Source organism: Halalkalibacillus halophilus DSM 18494, assembly GCF_000423105.1.
GTDB lineage: Bacteria > Bacillota > Bacilli > Bacillales > Alkalibacillaceae > Halalkalibacillus > Halalkalibacillus halophilus.
Map to the genome: position 1 here is coordinate 310,254 of NZ_AUHI01000004.1, position 18,231 is coordinate 328,484.

The 18,231-nt window shown below is 36.5% G+C and carries 17 protein-coding genes; all 17 read left to right on the forward strand.

The genetic code is table 11. The features are described from left to right. Positions 1–28 precede the first annotated feature (28 nt). The 17 genes from G532_RS0101605 to G532_RS0101685 all read left to right on the forward strand — a co-directional run bounded on the left by G532_RS0101605 (position 29) and on the right by G532_RS0101685 (position 18,231). Entirely contained in the window at positions 29–1,486 is a 1,458-nt protein-coding gene (locus G532_RS0101605) for a flagellar assembly protein A (protein ID WP_027963214.1), read from the forward strand. Positions 1,487–1,506: 20 nt separating this feature from the next. Next, a complete protein-coding gene (locus G532_RS0101610; RefSeq protein WP_027963215.1) occupies positions 1,507–1,815 on the forward strand; it encodes a hypothetical protein in 309 nt (102 codons plus the stop codon). A 27-nt stretch (positions 1,816–1,842) separates the two neighbouring features. Beyond that, complete coding sequence (locus tag G532_RS0101615) at positions 1,843–2,394, forward strand: DUF6115 domain-containing protein (RefSeq protein ID WP_027963216.1); 552 nt, start codon at positions 1,843–1,845, stop codon at positions 2,392–2,394. A 151-nt stretch (positions 2,395–2,545) separates the two neighbouring features. Then, positions 2,546–3,289 carry a 30S ribosomal protein S2 gene (rpsB, locus tag G532_RS0101620; RefSeq protein ID WP_027963217.1) on the forward strand — a complete coding sequence of 248 codons (744 nt, stop codon included), beginning with the start codon at positions 2,546–2,548 and terminating at the stop codon, positions 3,287–3,289. A 90-nt stretch (positions 3,290–3,379) separates the two neighbouring features. Then, positions 3,380–4,264 carry a translation elongation factor Ts gene (gene tsf, locus G532_RS0101625; protein ID WP_027963218.1) on the forward strand — a complete coding sequence of 295 codons (885 nt, stop codon included), beginning with the start codon at positions 3,380–3,382 and terminating at the stop codon, positions 4,262–4,264. Positions 4,265–4,348: 84 nt separating this feature from the next. Beyond that, on the forward strand, positions 4,349–5,077 hold the full coding sequence (gene pyrH / locus G532_RS0101630; protein ID WP_027963219.1) for a UMP kinase: 729 nt from the start codon (positions 4,349–4,351) through the stop codon (positions 5,075–5,077). Further along, on the forward strand, positions 5,074–5,631 hold the full coding sequence (frr, locus tag G532_RS0101635; RefSeq protein WP_027963220.1) for a ribosome recycling factor: 558 nt from the start codon (positions 5,074–5,076) through the stop codon (positions 5,629–5,631). Before pyrH ends, frr begins: the two co-directional genes overlap by 4 nt. A gap of 150 nt (positions 5,632–5,781) precedes the next feature. Then, the gene (locus G532_RS0101640) at positions 5,782–6,531 is read left to right on the forward strand and encodes an undecaprenyl pyrophosphate synthase (RefSeq protein ID WP_027963221.1); all 750 of its coding nucleotides are present in this window, start codon (positions 5,782–5,784) and stop codon (positions 6,529–6,531) included. Positions 6,532–6,544: 13 nt separating this feature from the next. Continuing rightward, the gene (locus G532_RS0101645; protein WP_027963222.1) at positions 6,545–7,333 is read left to right on the forward strand and encodes a phosphatidate cytidylyltransferase; all 789 of its coding nucleotides are present in this window, start codon (positions 6,545–6,547) and stop codon (positions 7,331–7,333) included. 15 nt (positions 7,334–7,348) lie between these two features. Beyond that, on the forward strand, positions 7,349–8,497 hold the full coding sequence (dxr, locus tag G532_RS0101650) for a 1-deoxy-D-xylulose-5-phosphate reductoisomerase (RefSeq protein ID WP_027963223.1): 1,149 nt from the start codon (positions 7,349–7,351) through the stop codon (positions 8,495–8,497). A gap of 15 nt (positions 8,498–8,512) precedes the next feature. Further along, positions 8,513–9,769, forward strand: coding sequence for an RIP metalloprotease RseP (rseP, locus tag G532_RS0101655; protein ID WP_027963224.1), 1,257 nt, complete (start codon positions 8,513–8,515; stop codon positions 9,767–9,769). Between the two features lie 31 nt (positions 9,770–9,800). Next, positions 9,801–11,495 (forward strand): proline--tRNA ligase, encoded by a 1,695-nt coding sequence (locus G532_RS0101660; RefSeq protein ID WP_027963225.1) that lies wholly within the window; start codon positions 9,801–9,803, stop codon positions 11,493–11,495. Positions 11,496–11,557: 62 nt separating this feature from the next. Beyond that, positions 11,558–15,844 carry a PolC-type DNA polymerase III gene (locus G532_RS0101665; RefSeq protein WP_027963226.1) on the forward strand — a complete coding sequence of 1,429 codons (4,287 nt, stop codon included), beginning with the start codon at positions 11,558–11,560 and terminating at the stop codon, positions 15,842–15,844. A 220-nt stretch (positions 15,845–16,064) separates the two neighbouring features. Then, the gene (rimP, locus tag G532_RS0101670; RefSeq protein ID WP_027963227.1) at positions 16,065–16,538 is read left to right on the forward strand and encodes a ribosome maturation factor RimP; all 474 of its coding nucleotides are present in this window, start codon (positions 16,065–16,067) and stop codon (positions 16,536–16,538) included. Positions 16,539–16,553: 15 nt separating this feature from the next. Then, positions 16,554–17,645 (forward strand): transcription termination factor NusA, encoded by a 1,092-nt coding sequence (nusA, locus tag G532_RS0101675; protein WP_027963228.1) that lies wholly within the window; start codon positions 16,554–16,556, stop codon positions 17,643–17,645. Positions 17,646–17,657: 12 nt separating this feature from the next. After that, positions 17,658–17,936, forward strand: a complete 279-nt coding sequence (gene rnpM, locus G532_RS0101680) for an RNase P modulator RnpM (RefSeq protein WP_027963229.1) — start codon at positions 17,658–17,660, stop codon at positions 17,934–17,936. After that, the gene (locus G532_RS0101685) at positions 17,926–18,231 is read left to right on the forward strand and encodes a YlxQ family RNA-binding protein (protein WP_342662637.1); all 306 of its coding nucleotides are present in this window, start codon (positions 17,926–17,928) and stop codon (positions 18,229–18,231) included. Before rnpM ends, G532_RS0101685 begins: the two co-directional genes overlap by 11 nt.

Below are 18,231 nucleotides of genomic sequence, written 5' to 3' on the forward strand. Positions count from 1 at the left end.
GCTTCTATAAAATATGAAGGTGATGTCAATGGAATTAAACAACTTAATTATCTTACATATAAATAAAAATAAAATGCAGGCATCACTGGAGCTTAGTCCCGCAGCAAGGAAGATGCTAGTTCCTTCTCAGGATTCTGAAGAAAAACCAGAGACAGAGGACGAGTTTGATGTCGATACACTTAAATCGATTGTAACGATTGAAAATGTTTTAGAATACTTAAAAGAAATGCAGATTATCTACGGTATACATAAAGAATCATTAGCTTATTTTTGTAGAGATTTTACTGAATTAGAAGAAAAAGTTGAAGTTGCGCATGGAAGTGAGCCGATCGATGGGGAAGATGGCGATGTGGAATATCATGTAAGCCTTGCAACCTCATTTAGAGTAGATGATTATCAGCACTCAATTAATTTTAAAGATATGATGAAAATTCCTATAGTTGAGGTAGGGGACCGATTATTAACCATAGTACCGCCTACAGAGGGAACTGCTGGCACGAATATCTATAACGAATCGCTTCCTGCAAAACCAGGTAAAGAAGTTAAGTTAAAGACAGGAGAAAACACGAAATATAATCCAGAAGACCGTACGATTTATGCAACAGATAGTGGACAGGTAAGCCTCACGGAGAAAGATATTAATGTGTTGCCTGTTTATGAAGTAAATGATGACATAGATTTAAAGACAGGTAATATAGATTTTAACGGTTCTATTGTAATTAGAGGGGACGTTCCAGATGGTTTTTCATTAAAAGCTAGAGGGGATGTTACGATAAAAGGGTTGGTTGAAGCAGCAGACATCGATGCTGGGGGATCTATTTTTATTAAAGAAGGCATTTCTGCATTAGGTAAAGGAAGGTTACGTGCGAACTTAGATATACATGTAGGAAATGTGAATCAGGGGATTTTAGAAGCTGGCAGAGATGTCGTTGTACAAAATTCTATTTTACATAGTCAGATTATTGCTAGAGAAAAGGTGTATTGCCAAAAAGGTAATATTATTGGTGGATCTATCTCTGCAGGAAAGCTTGTAGAGGGAAAAGATATTGGTAATAGGTTAAGTACGAAGACAACTGTTTATTTAGGTGCAAATAAAAAAGTTTTAGAGAAAAAAACATATGTAGAAGAACGAATGAAAGAACTTACCGATCAGATTAAAAAGTTGGAGCTTATAGGAAATAAGGTAGAACAATTGAGTAAGGTGAGAGATTTATCAAGTAAAGAAAGAATTACTCTCTTAAGACAAAGACATTCGATAGAGAAGGCAAAATTAGAATTATCTGAGTTAGATGAGGAATACCAGCTTGTACAATTGCAGAGTGAGGGTGATTCTCCAGTTCAAGATTTTGTGAAGGTGAACGTTAATGGTATAATGTATCCAAATGTTGAAATCGTGTCTGGTAAGTATACACATGTTGTCAAAAAACAAAGCAATTATATTTCTGTTGTGTATCGTGATCGCGATTTTTCAATTGTCCCTTTATAAGTTGGAAAGGATGAGTATTTATGAGTTGGAAAGCTGTTGAATTACAGGTTGCACTTCCACGGACTCAAGATGCCGGCCAACTTCAAGATCAATTACAACAAAGAGGTCAATTAATGCAGGATAGATTACAAGACGAACACATTCATGAACTTAATCGAAAACGGAAAGCAGTAATTGAAGCCAATAATTCTGAGAATGTTCTCGTTGATAAAGACGGTGCAAATTCGAATGAATTATTTGATAAAGGAGAATCTTCGACAGATAAAGGTAATAAACAGACAGACATTGACCACCCATACTTAGGGAAGCAAATAGATTTCTCCGGATAGCAGGTGATTATACTGGAAATATTTAATTTGATTTTACATGGTGTCACCTTCATTATTATTTTCTTTTTATATCAAAAGATTAAAGAGAAGCCAAAAGGTGAGAAACATGTAGAACGAAGAATACAAGAGTTTGAAGATATTTTTAATTCTTATTTATTGGAATTAAAAGATGAAAATAAAAAGTTTTTACAACAGATGAGTGAAATCGAGCAAAAGAAGCAACATTCTAGTTCCTTAGATTCTAAAGCTAATAATGAGCGGACCATAGAAGAGCCATTAAACATCACAGAAACTGATCAACTTTCAAGGCAAAAGAATAACAAAAGAAACCCCTATTCAATGAAGGCTCCTTCAGCTATAAAAGCAGAACATGAAGATAAATATTCCGAACGAGAAAGTACTACATATCAACCCCCAACACTTGATATGGAAGATCAAGTAGAAATACAGTCGACCCCTTCACAGATCCATCAGCTTCATCATCAAGGTTTAACTATTGATGAAATTGCCAAGTCTTTAGATATAGGGCGGACAGAAGTTGAGTTAATCTTAAAATTTAACCAAAAACTGAGTAAATAATACTTGATACAAAAAGCGCCATATGGTATATTTACTTTTGGTGTTAATACACACGCTTAAGGAGATAAACAGAGGTGCTCATTAAATATGAGTTTTGTTTATTGATGAGTTAAAGCGGAGGAAAAATAAAACCAATCGAGGAGGAATTAAAATGGCAGCTATTTCAATGAAGCAGCTATTAGAAGCAGGTGTACACTTTGGACACCAAACACGTCGTTGGAACCCGAAGATGAGTAAATATATCTTCACAGAACGTAACGGCATTTACATTATTGACTTACAGAAAACAGTTAAGAAAGTGGACGAGGCTTTCAACTTTATCAAAGAAGTCGCTCAAGACGGTGGTAAAGTACTTTTCGTAGGTACTAAAAAGCAAGCACAAGATACGATTAAGGAAGAGGCTATTCGTTCAGGTATGTACTACATTAACCAGCGTTGGTTAGGTGGAACATTAACAAACTTCCAAACAATCGAAAAACGTGTTAATCGTTTGAAAGATATTGAAAGAATGGAAGAAGACGGTACATTTGACGTACTTCCTAAAAAAGAAGTTGTAATGATTCTTAAAGAAAAAGATCGTCTAGAGAAGTTCTTAGGCGGGGTTAAAGAAATGGCAGGCGTTCCAGATGTTCTGTTTATCGTAGACCCTCGTAAAGAACGTATTGCAGTTAAGGAAGCACAAAAGTTAAACATCCCTATCGTGGCGATGGTTGATACTAACTGTGATCCAGATGAAATTGACTATGTAATTCCTGCAAACGATGATGCGATCCGTGCGGTGAAGTTAATCACTACAAGTATTGCGGATGCAATCTTAGAAGTTAAACAGGGTGAAGTAATTGAAGAAGTAGTTGCTGAAGAAGTTGTAGAAGAAACAGAAGCAACGAAAGAGTAAAAAGGTTACGGGTGATAAGAGGGTGAGCCTTTTATCACCCTTTTTAAAGCAATTAATATCAAGGTTTTAATATAAGGAGGAACTTTTACTATGGCTATTTCTGCTAAATTAGTTAAAGAATTGCGCGAAAAAACTGGCGCTGGAATGATGGATTGTAAAAATGCTCTACAAGAAACAGATGGAGATTTAGATCAAGCTGTTGATTACCTTCGTGAAAAAGGAATTTCTAAAGCTGCTAAAAAGGCAGACCGTATTGCTGCAGAAGGTTCAGCTCACGTTGTATCTAAAGGAAATGAAGCTGTTATAATTGAAGTGAATGCAGAAACTGACTTTGTTGCTAAGAATGATCAGTTCAAAAACTTACTAGATCAATTAGCAACTCATATCCTTAACCAAAAACCTGCTAATGTTGAAGAAGCATTAAGCCAGAAGCTTCATGGGGAAGGAGATACAATTGAAGAGTATATCACTTCTAACATTGCAAAGATTGGAGAGAAGCTCTCTCTTCGTCGTTTTGAAATCTTAACAAAAGGTGATAATGCTGCATTTGGTGCTTATATGCATATGGGTGGAAAAATCGGTGTATTATCTTTAGTTGAAGGTACTTCAGATGAAGCTGTGGCTAAGGACATTGCTATGCATGTAGCAGCAATCAATCCAACTTACTTGTCTCGTGATAACGTATCTCAAGAAGTAGTTGAACAAGAGCGTGAAGTTCTTAAGCAACAGGCAATGAATGAAGGAAAACCTGAAAACATTGTAGAAAAAATGGTTGAAGGTCGCTTAGGAAAATACTTTGAAGAAATTTGTCTTTTAGATCAGTCTTTCGTAAAAGATCCGGATCAAAAAGTTAAAAATTATTTAGAGTCAAAAGGCGCATCTGTGAAAACTTTTGTCCGTTATGAAGTTGGCGAAGGTATGGAAAAGCGTGAAGAAAACTTTGCTGATGAAGTAATGAGTCAAGTGAAGAAATAAATAAATGATCTGTAGGGGACACTGCTCGTGTTCCCTATTTTCAAAAATAGTTATTTACATACACCATATTCTGCGGAGGTAATTATGAATACACCTAAATATAAGAGAATTGTATTGAAGTTAAGTGGAGAAGCATTGGCTGGTAAAGAAGGAAATGGAATCGACCCTGCATTTATTAAATCTATTGCTCAACAGATTAAAGATATACACGATCTTGGAATAGAAATAGCAATTGTTGTTGGTGGGGGAAATATTTGGCGTGGAAAAGTCGGTAGTGAAGTAGGTATGGACCGAGCGAATGCGGATTATATGGGAATGCTTGCCACTGTAATGAACTCTTTAGCGCTTCAAGATAGTTTAGAGAATTTGGATGTTCAAACACGTGTTCAAACGTCAATTGAAATGCGCCAAGTTGCTGAACCTTATATTCGTAGGAAGGCCATGAGACATTTAGAGAAAAAGCGTGTCGTTATTTTTGCAGGTGGAACAGGAAACCCATACTTTTCTACAGATACTACTGCTGCCTTACGTGCTGCAGAGGTGGAAGCAGATGTGATCCTGATGGCTAAAAATAATGTAGACGGCGTTTATTCAGATGATCCTACCTTAAATGAAGAGGCATTTAAATACAATGAATTATCTTATTTACAAGTTTTAAATCAAGGTTTAGGTGTTATGGATTCAACAGCATCATCTTTATGTATGGACAACGATATTGCATTAATAGTATTCTCTATTATGGATGAAGGTAATATTAAAAGAGTAGTTACCGGTGAAGAAATTGGTACATTAATTAGGAGGAAATCAGAATGAGTGAAGCAGTATTAAAAGATTGTCAAAAAAAAATGACGAAAGCAGTAGAAGCTTTTTCTAAGCAACTTTCTACAGTTAGAACTGGAAGAGCTAACCCGGCTATATTAGACAACGTGTATGTGGACTACTATGGTGCAAGCACACCACTTAATCAATTAGCTACCATTTCAGCTCCAGAAGCTAGAATGTTAATTATCACGCCATTTGATAAATCCGCGATGGGTGACATTGAAAAGGGAATTCAAAAAGCTGATCTCGGATTAACTCCAAACAATGACGGAAATATTATTCGTATTAATATTCCCGCGTTAACTGAAGAGCGCAGAAAAGAACTTGTTAAGATTACACGAAAGTATGCAGAAGATGCTCGTGTACAAATTAGAAACATCCGTAGAGATGCAAATGAGCAGTTAAAGAAACTAGAAAAATCTGGAGATATCACAGAAGATGATTCTAGAAATTATCAAGAATCCGTACAAAAGTCTACAGATAAAAACATCAAAGAAATTGACCAACTTTTAGAACAAAAAGAACAAGCAATTACAGGAGTATAGTAGAATAGAAGAAAAGAGAATTAGCTTTCGCTTGATTAGCGAAAGCTTCATTTTTCTTCTATCTTTTTTTAGTATTTTTAAGTATGATTATTGTAGAATGAATAAACTAGATAAATTATATATCACATACATTGGTAGTGAGGGATAACTATGCTTTTTCAGTCGAAATCGCAACAGGTAAAACAATCAGAATTGGATTATGATAATATTCCAAAACATATAGCGATCATAATGGATGGCAATGGAAGATGGGCGAAACAAAGAGCGCTTCCAAGAATTGCTGGTCACCGTGAAGGAATGAAAACAATTCAAAAAGTAGTAAAGCATGCAGTTGACTTAAATGTGCAAGCTCTAACGCTTTACGCATTTTCCACAGAAAACTGGAAACGACCTAAAAGTGAAGTAGAGTTTATCTTGAAGTTGCCTTCTCGATTTTTAGATCAATACTTACCAGAATTAGTAGAAAACAATGTGCGAGTGACAACGATTGGCGATTTTGAATCTTTACCGGAATTTACACAAGAAGCAGTTAATCAAGCAAAAGAAAAAACGAAGAATAACACTGGTTTAGTACTTAACTTTGCGTTGAATTATGGAAGTAGGAAAGAATTAATTGATGCTGTACAAAAAATTTCAACTTCTGTAAAAGATGGAGATCTTTCTACTGATGAGATTGATGAAGAGTTGTTTAGTAAATACTTATATACGTACGATCTTCCTGAACCAGAATTAATGATTCGTACAAGTGGGGAAAAAAGACTTAGCAATTACTTGCTTTGGCAGTTAGCATATGCCGAGTTTTATTTTACCGAAAGATATTGGCCTGCTTTTGATGAAGCATCATTAGATGAAGCTATTTTAGAATATCAACATCGAAAGAGAAGGTTCGGTGGATTATAGGATGTGTCTTTAAATGATCATTAGAATTATAACAGCAATTATCGGTCTATTAATTTTTATTCCGCTTCTGATTGTCGGTGGCTGGCCATTATTTTTGCTAATCACATTATTAGCATCAATTGGATTAAAAGAGTTGTTTCGTATGAAAAACATCCCGCTTCTTTCATTTCCTGCCATAATTAGTATGTTAGCTTTATGGATTTTTTATTTTAATTGGATGGAGCCAAGAGTTTTAGAAGCAATTCCTACAAATCCTGTTGAAATAGCTTTTGCACTTATTTTGATATTATTAGCATATTCCGTAGTCGTGAAAAATCAATTTACTTTTCAAGATGCGGCTTTTATTTTATTATCTCTTGGTTATGTTGGGATCGGTTTTTATTATTTTCTTGCAACGAGAGAAATCGGTTTAGAATATATTTTATTTATTCTATTAATCATATGGTTAACAGATAGTGGCGCGTTTTTCTTTGGAAAATATACAGGTAAAAGAAAATTATGGCCTGCGATCAGCCCCAAGAAAACGGTTGAAGGTTTTGTAGGCGGAATTGCTTGTGCCGTAGTAATTGCAGTGATTTTTCAATTGAACTATCCAATCCATGAGTCAATGTTTGTAGTGATAATAGTTGCGATTATTGCTTCTGTTTTAGGACAACTCGGTGATTTAGTTGAATCAGCTCTAAAGCGAAGTTACCAAGTGAAGGACTCAGGTCAATTGTTACCTGGACACGGAGGAGTTCTTGATCGTTTCGATAGTATGATTTTCATGTTACCATTCTTACACTTTATCCAATTTATATAAAATGAGGGCTTAAATATGAAGAATATTGTTCTATTAGGTGGAACTGGTTCCATTGGGTTACAAACCATTGATATAATCAAACAGCATCCGAATACATTTAAATTATACGGCTTCGCTTTTGGAACCCAAGTTGACCGTGCCCTACCTATTATCGAGGAATTGCAACCAGAAATTATTGTTACGAAAAGCGATAATGCGAAAGAAAGAATTCAACAAGAGACGACTTATAACCCAAAAGTCTATGCTGGGATGTCTACTTTAAATGAATTAGTAACCTATGATGAAGTTGATCTTGTTGTAAATGCTTTACTAGGTAGTGTGGGTCTTCAACCTACTTTAGAAGCCATACGAGCAAAGAAACAGATTGCTTTTGCAAACAAAGAAACGCTTGTTACAGCTGGCCATATCATTATGCATGAAGCAAATAAATATGGAGTAGAGTTATTACCAGTAGATAGTGAGCATGCCGCAATTCATCAATGTCTAAGGGGAGAAAGTCATGATGAAATAAAACGATTAATAATAACTGCCTCTGGGGGAAGTTTTCGTGATTATTCTCGATCAGATTTGCAAGGTGTTAGAAAAAAGGACGCCTTAAACCATCCTAATTGGAGCATGGGTGCAAAGATAACAATAGATTCTGCTACTATGATGAACAAAGGTTTAGAAGTAATTGAAGCTCATTGGTTATTTAATGTCCCATATGAGAATATAGATGTTCTGATGCACCGAGAGAGTGTCATTCATTCTATGGTGGAATTTGTTGATCGAGGAGTAATGGCTCAACTAGGAACACCCGATATGCGCATTCCCATTCAATATGCTCTAACGTATCCAGAGCGCAAGTCATTTAATATGTCGGATAGTTTAGATTTATTATCATTTGGTTCACTGAATTTTAGTGAATTAAGTTTTGAACAGTTCCCCTGTTTGAAGATGGCTTATGAAGCTGGACAGCAAGGAGGTTCTCTGCCTACGGTATTAAATGCTGCGAATGAAGTGGCAGTCGAACTATTTTTAAATGATCAAATAGAGTTTTTAGATATTGAATCCATCATCTATAAACAGTTAGAAGAACATTCAAATATTGCATCTCCTGATTTAGACACAATTCTAGCAGTAGATGAGGTTACAAGAGATAAAGTGAGAAGTATGCGGAAATAAAGGAAGGTGCTAGAATTGAACACTATAATTGCTTTTATTTTCATGTTTGGTCTACTTGTGTTTATTCACGAGTTAGGGCATTTGATATTTGCAAAACGAGCTGGAATGTTAGCTCGTGAATTTGCTATAGGGTTTGGTCCAAAGATCTTTTCCTATAGAAAAGATGAAACACTGTACACAGTAAGACTACTTCCGATAGGCGGATATGTTCGTGTTGCAGGTGAAGATCCTGAGATTGTAGAACTAAAGGCAGGTCATCATGTTGGCCTTGAATTTAATCAGCAAGATGAAGTGGACAAAATAATAGTTAACAACAAAGATAAGCATCCCAATGCACAAGTAGTGGAAGTGGAGAAGGTTGATTTAGACCATGACTTAACCATTGATTGTTATGAGCTTAACAGTGAGGAAAAAAAGAAGTTCCAAGTAAATAGAAAAGCTCTATTTGTAATGGACGAAAAAGAAACGATGATCGCACCTTATGATCGACAGTTTTCTTCTAAAACGGCTGCACAAAAAGGGATTCAAGTATTTGCAGGCCCAATGATGAACTTCTTATTAGCTATTTTCATCTTCATTGGATTAGGCTTTATGCAAGGTGTTCCGGTTGATGAAGCTATAATCGGTGGAATCAATGATGGGTCTCCAGCTGATGAGGCTGAATTAATGGAAGGCGATGAAGTTGTATCTATTGATAATGAAGCTGTTGACGATTGGATTGGGTTAGTAACTTATGTTCAAGAACGTCCAGATGAACCATTAGAATTAACAATTGATCGAGATGGTGAATTGATTAATACAACATTGACTCCAGAGGCTGTGACAGAACAAGGTGAAACAATTGGTAGGCTTGGTGTAATGAGAATGTTTGAAGATGATCCTTCGAAGGTATTCATTCATGGATTTACCCAAACATACGACATAACGGTTTTAATCATTAATGCTGTTGGTCAATTAGTCACTGGTCAACTATCTTTAGATGCTTTAGCTGGTCCAGTGGGTATTTATTCTGCAACAGATGACGTCGTACAAACAGGGATATATAACTTCTTTATGTGGACTGCGATGTTAAGTATTAATTTAGGTATTGTAAACTTATTACCTTTACCAGCACTGGATGGTGGTAGGTTAATATTTATTGGCTTAGAAGCAATAAGAGGAAAACCATTAGATCCACAAAAAGAAGGTGTTGTGCATTTAATTGGCTTTGCACTATTGATGTTACTAATGATTATAGTAACCTGGAATGATATTGAACGACTCTTTATGTAATCTGATTTAAGTTTATGAGGTGAGTAAATTAATGAGACAGAGTAATATGTTAATACCAACATTGCGAGAAGAACCAAAAGAAGCTGAGATTGCTAGTCACCGTTTGCTTTTAAAAGCGGGTTATATTCGAAAGTTAGCTTCAGGTGTATATAACTTTCTACCACTTGGTAAAAAGGTTCTACGTAAAGTAGAGAATATTATACGTGAAGAAATGGACCATGCTGGAGCGCAGGAAATTCAAATGCCTTCCTTACAACCTGCTGAACTTTGGCAAACTTCCGGTCGTTGGGATACGATGGGGCTTGAATTAATGCGTTTGAAAGATCGCCATGATCGAGACTTTGCTTTAGGAGCAACGCATGAAGAAGTAGTAACTTCTTTAATTCGTGATGAGGTTAACTCTTATAAAAAATTACCGTTAACGGTATATCAAATTCAAAATAAATATCGAGACGAAAGACGTCCTCGCTTCGGGTTGTTACGTGGAAGAGAATTCTTAATGAAGGATGCTTATTCCTTTCATCAAGATTTTGAATCATTAGATGAAGCCTACACACGCTTATACAATGCTTACTCTAGAATTTTTGAGCGATGTGGGTTAAACTTCCGTGCAGTTATAGCTGATTCTGGGGCAATGGGTGGAAAGGATACCCATGAATTCATGGTGCTTTCCGATGTTGGAGAAGATACCATTGCTTATTCTGACAAATCGGATTATGCAGCTAACGTGGAAATGGCACCAGTTATTACTTCTTATGAAAAGAAAACAGAAGAAGAGCTGGACCTACAAAAAGTTGAGACTCCTGGAGTTAAAACAATGCAAGAAGTTGCTGATCTATTGAACCATTCCTTAGCAGAAGGTATGAAAGCTATAACGTTTAAAGTAGATGACAAACTTGTACTAGTTGTTACAAGAGGAGATCATGAAATTAATGATATTAAAGTAAAAAATCTGTATGAAGCAGAAATCGTAGAGCTCGCTTCTGAGCAGGAGACGAGAGAAATTTTGGGTGCAGGGTTTGGATCATTAGGACCGATCAACGTACCTGAAGAAGTAGAGGTTATTGCCGATAATGCAGTAGCTTCCATGGTTAATGCAACTTGTGGGGCTAATGAGGATGGGTATCACTATGCAAATGTGAATCCAGATCGCGATTTGTCCATTTCTCAGTATGCTGATTTACGTTTTATTGAAGAAGGCGACCTTTCGCCAGATGGCAATGGTAATATTCAATTCGCTAAAGGCATTGAAGTTGGACATGTATTCAAATTAGGTACACTATACGCCGACCGACTAGGTGCAAGCTTTTTAAATGATCAAGGTAAATCAGCTTCATTTGTCATGGGGTGTTATGGAATCGGTGTTAGTCGTACACTTGCTGCAGTAGTGGAGCAATATCACGATGACAAAGGTTTATTATGGCCTGATAGTCTTGCCCCATTTGATTTACATTTATTAAATTTAAATGCGAAAAAAGAGGATCATGTTAAAATAGCCGACGAACTGTATGAAAAATTACATGGTCTTGGTTATGACGTTCTATATGACGACCGAAAAGAACGTGCAGGGGTAAAGTTTAATGACAGTGACCTGATAGGAGTTACTCACCGAGTGACACTTGGAAAGCGTGCTGAAGAAGGATATGTGGAGTACAAAAACCGCAAAACTGGGTTTCAAGATGATATTCACATTTCGAGCCTTGCAAAGTTCTTAACAAACCAATAATAAGTAAAATGTAGAAGCCCTTGTAATTAAGCAGGGGCTTCTTATAAACCGGGGGAGTAAGTATGGATTTAAACAAACAGGAAAAAATGAATTTACTACTTCAACAAATTCAATTACCTGATGAGCTTGTACAGGAACATTTTGCAAATACATTACTTACCAAGCTGACTGTTCTAAAAGAAGTGAAGACGTGGAAGTTTCATATACATAATTCAAACCCATTCGCTTTTAATGCTTTAGCGGTGTTTGAAACTAAGCTTCAGGATGCTTTTCGCCACATAGCTAATGTGGAAATAGAAGTCGAAACAGATTCTACAGAACTGGATGAAGAACAATTTGCTTTGTATTGGCACCAATTTATCCATTCAGTTGATGATTTGTTACCAGCATATAAAGCGTTTATTTGTGAACAAAAGCCTTCATTAATTGGGGAGAAAGTTCAGTTACAAGCTAGAAATGATGCAGAAGCAAATATGATAAAAAAGCGCCTCGACCCGTTATTTCAAACGTTTTGCCAAAAATATGGCCTAAAGCAATACCAAATAGAATTGTCCATCGCATTTGATGAGGATGAAGTACAGCGTTTTCAAGAAACAAAGAAAATGGAAGAACAAAACTTTGTACAAAAAGCTATTAAAGAACAAGCTGAAAAGGAAAAAGTTAATGAAGTGGACGCACCTAAAGGTCCATTACAAATAGGGAACATGATCCAAGAAGAGCCATTAGAGATGCATAACATATTGGAAGAAGAAAAAAGGGTGATCATCCAAGGGTATGTATTTGATGTGGATGTAAGGGAGCTACGTTCTGGTAGAGACTTGCTGATTGTAAGTATGACCGATTATACTGATTCCTTGCAGATTAAGATGTTCTCTAAAGGGGATGAACAAAAAGCACAATTTGCTCAAGTTAAAGAAGGAATGTGGGTGAAGGCTCGGGGCAGTATTCAAACAGATAACTACTCCAATGAACTCATCATGATGTGTAATGACTTAAATGAAAAAAAGGCTAGTAAAAGAACAGATGATGCATCAGAAAAAAGAGTGGAACTACACGCTCATACTACAATGAGCTTAATGGATGCGACAGTCTCTGCACCTGATTTAGTTAAGAGGGCAGCAGACTTTGGTCATCAAGCAATTGCGATTACCGACCATGGTGTGGCCCAAGCTTTTCCAGAGGCTTATAATGCAAGTAAGAAACATGGGGTCAAGGTTCTTTACGGTCTAGAAGCAAATCTTGTCGATGATGGGGTTCCTATTGCTTATAACGAAACGGATGTAGACCTAGCAACTGGATCATATGTCGTTTTTGACGTGGAGACGACAGGTTTATCAGCAAGCTATGATAAAATTATTGAATTAGCTGGTGTACGCATACAAGATGGTGAAATTGTCGACCGTTTCGAGAAATTTGCAAACCCTCATCAAAAACTAAGTCAAACAACTATTGATTTAACTGGTATTACAGATGATATGGTTCGAGATGCACCGGAAATTGAAGAAGTGATGAGTGCATTTAATAATTGGATGGGTAACGACATCTTAGTAGCCCACAATGCTAGTTTTGATATAGGCTTTATAAATGCTGCTTTTAAACGAATGGATTTAGACAAAGTTACTAATCCGGTAATTGACACACTTGAGTTAGCTAGATTCTTATACCCTGATTTAAAAAATCATCGACTGAATACATTATGTAAACATTTAAATATAGAACTGACACAACATCACCGCGCAATATATGATGCGGAAGCAACCGGTTACTTGATGTGGAGCTTTATTAAATCCACATTGAATAAAGGGATTGAGAACCATCAAGAACTAAATCGTCACGTTGGTGAAGGAGATGCATATAAACGATCTCGACCAAATCATGCGATATTACTTGCGCAAACCCAAGAAGGGCTAAAGAATTTATATAAGTTAATATCAATGTCGCATATTGATTACTTTTACAGGGTTCCTAGAATTCCACGATCGAAATTAAATAAACACCGAGAAGGTTTAATGATAGGTTCTGGATGTGACCAAGGAGAATTGTTTGATACGATTGCGCTGAAGTCAGAAGAAGAGGCGGAAAAAGTTGCTGAATTCTATGATTATATTGAGGTGCAACCACCTTCGAATTACTATCACTTAATTGAGAAGGAAACGGCACATTCCATGGAACACATAAAACAATTGATTAAAAAACTAGTTCAAATTGGTGAAAAGTTGGATAAGCCTGTTGTGGCAACTGGTAATGTTCATTATTTAGATCCACATGAAAAAATTTACCGAAAGATCCTGATTGGTTCACAGAGTGGGAATCCTCTAAATCGCCAAACACAACCAGATGTATACTACCGAACTACGAACGAAATGTTAGAAGCATTTGCTTTTCTAGGTGAAGCCAAGGCAAAAGAAATAGTACTGCAAAATAGTAACTGGGTTTCAGATCAAATTAATACGTTACAACCGATTAAGGATGATTTGTACACTCCGAATATTGAAGGTGCCGATCAAGAAATTACAGATATGTGCTATAACAAAGCTAAAAGTATATATGGAGATGATTTACCTGAATTACTAACAAAAAGATTGGAACGTGAACTTGGTAGTATCATCGAAAATGGATTCTCCGTCATTTACTTGATTTCACAAAAAATTGTTAAGAAGTCACTAGATGATGGATATCTTGTAGGTTCACGTGGTTCCGTGGGATCTTCTTTTGTAGCTACCATGATGGATATTACAGAAGTTAACCCGCTACCGCCGCACTATGTTTGTCCTTCGTGCAAAACATATGAATTTTTCACAGATGGCTCTGTAGGTTCAGGTTATGATCTAGATGAGAAAACGTGTGAAACATGTGAAATACCTTTAAGACGTGATGGCCAAGATATCCCGTTTGAGACATTTTTAGGTTTTAAAGGAGATAAAGTTCCTGATATTGACTTGAACTTCTCTGGAGATTACCAACCGGTTGCCCATAATTATACAAAGGTACTTTTTGGTGAAGATAAAGTGTACAGAGCGGGTACGATTGGAACAGTAGCTGAAAAGACTGCATTTGGGTATGTGAAAGGTTATGCTCAAGATCATAACATTACCCAACGTCAAGCTGAAGTAGACCGTTTGGTAAAAGGGTGTACGGGTGTGAAACGTACAACAGGTCAACACCCAGGTGGTATAATCGTAGTTCCTGATGATCAAGATATTTATGATTTTACCCCTATCCAGTTTCCGGCAGATGACAGAAAATCTGAGTGGTTAACAACTCATTTTGACTTTCATTCGATTCATGATAACTTACTAAAACTCGATATTTTAGGTCATGATGATCCAACTGTTATTCGAATGCTGCAGGACTTAACAGGTATAGATCCTCTAGACGTCCCAACTAATGATGCTGAAGTTATGAAGATCTTTGCTGGACCTGAACCATTAGGTGTGAAATCGGAACAAATTCTTTGTAAAACTGGTACATTAGGTGTGCCAGAGTTTGGAACTCGATTTGTAAGGCAGATGTTAGAAGATACGAAGCCTTCTTCCTTTGCAGAATTAGTTATTATTTCAGGACTTTCACATGGTACCGATGTATGGTTAGGTAATGCACAAGAACTAATTAATGATGGGGTATGTGAAATAGGAGAAGTTATCGGTTGTCGTGACGACATTATGGTTTATTTAATGCATAAAGGGCTAGAAGCATCTTTAGCATTTAAAATAATGGAGTTTGTCCGTAAAGGTAAAGGATTAGAAGATGAGTGGATCGAAGAAATGAAAAAGCATGGTGTTCCAAATTGGTACATTGAATCATGTAAAAAGATAAAATATATGTTTCCAAAAGCACACGCTGCAGCATATGTTCTTATGGCTGTAAGAATTGCTTATTTTAAAGTCCATCATCCGATTGAGTTTTATGCAGCGTATTTTTCTGTTCGTGCAGACGATTTTGATCTTCCTACTATGATTAGAGGAAACGACTCTTTGAGAGAGAAAATTGAATCGATTATAGAAAGAGGAAATGATGCTACGCCGAAAGAGAAAAGTTTATTAACTGTACTAGAACTTGCGTTAGAAATGTGTGAACGAGGCATGTCGTTTCAAAGGGTGGACTTGTATAAGTCAGATGCGAAAAAATTCATTGTTGATGGAAACTCGCTGATTCCACCATTTAATGCTGTAGATGGATTAGGAACGAATGCAGCACTAAATATAGTTAAGGCAAGAGAAGACGGGGAATTCTTATCTAAAGAAGATTTGAGGGAACGAAGTAGGATTTCTAAAACTGTACTAGAGTATTTAGATGTCCAAGGTTGTTTAGAAGGATTACCGGATCAGAACCAATTATCCCTATTTTAGTATGCCTAGGCTTGCATTTAATGGTTTTCTATGGTATATTTCGAATTGGATTAGCAAAAGATACGGTTACGAAAAAAGAGTGGGGCAGCCCACTCTTTCGTTTTATCCTAACCCTGCTGGTTTTTTCAGCAGGGCAATTTATTGCAATTAAACGCTTGTATAGAAAAACATCTAAGAACTATATACTTATATAAACTATGTTGAGAAGGAGGCTTTGACGTTGAGCAAAAAGATAGTTCATGCAACTGAAGAGATCGTTCAACCAATCGTAGAAGAATTAAGCCTTGAATTAGTAGAAGTAGAGTTTGTGAAAGAAGGAAAAAATCACTTTTTACGAGTCTACGTTGATAAAGATGGTGGAGTAGACATTGAGGATTGTGAAAAAGTAAGTGAGAAGCTCAGTGAGAAGTTAGATGAGGAAGACCCAATCGAGCAGGCTTACTACTTAGAAGTATCATCACCTGGAGTAGAGCGTAAACTTAAAAAGAAAGAAGACTTTACGAAGTTCACTGGCTCCCATATTTTCGTGAAAACGTATGAACCAATTGACGGTGAGAAAGAATTCTATGGTGATTTGAAGGATTTTGTGAATGATGAAGTAATTTTAATAGTAAAAATTAAGACAAGAGAAAAAGAAATCGTTATACCATACGAGAAGGTTGCAAACGCCCATATCGCGGTTTCATTTTCATAAAGGGAGGTTTTAACGGTGAAAACGGATTTATTTGAAGCAATGGAAGTTCTAGCTGAAGAAAAAGGTATCGACAAAGAGGTATTATATGAAACACTAGATGCTGCAATTGTTTCTGCTTACAAGAAAAACTTTAATTCGAAAACGAATGTTAGAGTAGATTTAGATCCTAAAGATGGTTCTATGAGAGTTCTTGCTAGACTTAATGTTGTTGAAGATCTAGAAGATGAAGATCTTGAAATTTCATTAGAAGAGGCTAGAGAGATTGACCCTGCATACGCAGAAGGTGATGTGGTGGAGAAAGAAGTAACTCCACGTAACTTCGGACGAATTGCTGCTCAAGCTGCGAAACAGGTAGTCACTCAACGTGTTAGAGAAGCGGAACGAGGCGTTATATACAGTGACTATGCAGACCGGTTAGAAGAGATTATTATTGGTACAGTTCAGCGAAAAGACCATCGTTATCTATATATTCATTTAGGAAAAGTAGAAGGAAAGCTTCCAATGAATGAATTGATGCCGAATGAAACATATGAAGTTCACGATCGTATCAAAGTATTTGTGACAAAAGTTGAAAATACAAGTAAAGGTCCTCAAGTATATGTTTCAAGAACACACCCAGGTCTTTTAAAGCGATTATTTGAAGTAGAAGTTCCAGAAATTTATGATGGAATTGTAGAAGTGATTTCTGTAGCACGCGAAGCTGGTGATCGATCGAAAATCAGTGTACATGCGGAAGACCCAGAAATTGATCCAGTTGGTTCATGTGTTGGGCAACGTGGCCAAAGAGTACAAACGGTAGTAGATGAATTACACGGAGAGAAAATCGATATCGTTCATTACTCTGAAGATCCAGTCGTGTATATATCGAATGCTCTTAGCCCATCTAAAGTAGTTGAGGTAAAAGTGAATGAAGAAGCCCATGCTACAACTGTAATTGTCCCAGATAATCAGTTATCCCTTGCTATTGGAAAGCGTGGCCAAAATGCGAGGCTTGCTGCTAAGCTTACAGGTTGGAAAATCGATATCAAGAGTGAGTCAGAGGCTTATGATGATGGGGAACTCGAGACATCTTCTACTGACTCTGATCTGGAGTTAGACGAAGAGTAAGGGGGATTTTATATGGTAGCAAAGAAAAAACAACCTTTACGTAAGTGCGTCGTTACTGGCGAAATGCTTCCTAAAAAACAATTGATTAGAATTGTGCGTAATAAAGACGGAGAAGTGTTCGTTGATGATAGCGGTAAAAAGAATGGACGCGGTGCCTATTTAAACAATGAACTAGATGTTATTAAAAAGGCACGAAAAACAAATGCATTAAATCGTCATTTAAATACACAGGTTCCAGATGAGTTATATGATGAACTTGAAAGTAAAGTAGGAAATAATGATGCAGGATAAGCCTCATTTGAATTTATTAGGAATAGCCCTACGTGCAAATAAACTTGTACTAGGAGAATCTTCAATCGTTGAAGCTGTAAGGCAGAACCAAGCAAAGCTAGTATTAATTGCTAGTGATGCATCTGATAATACGAAGAAAAAATTATCAGATAAATCAACGAGTTACCAAGTGCCATATATTGTTGTTGAAGATCGACATACACTTTCAAAGGCGATTGGTAAAGACGGTAGAGTTGCAGTTGCCATAACCGACCAAGGTTTTGCTAATAAATTAAAACAACTGCTATCGGATTAA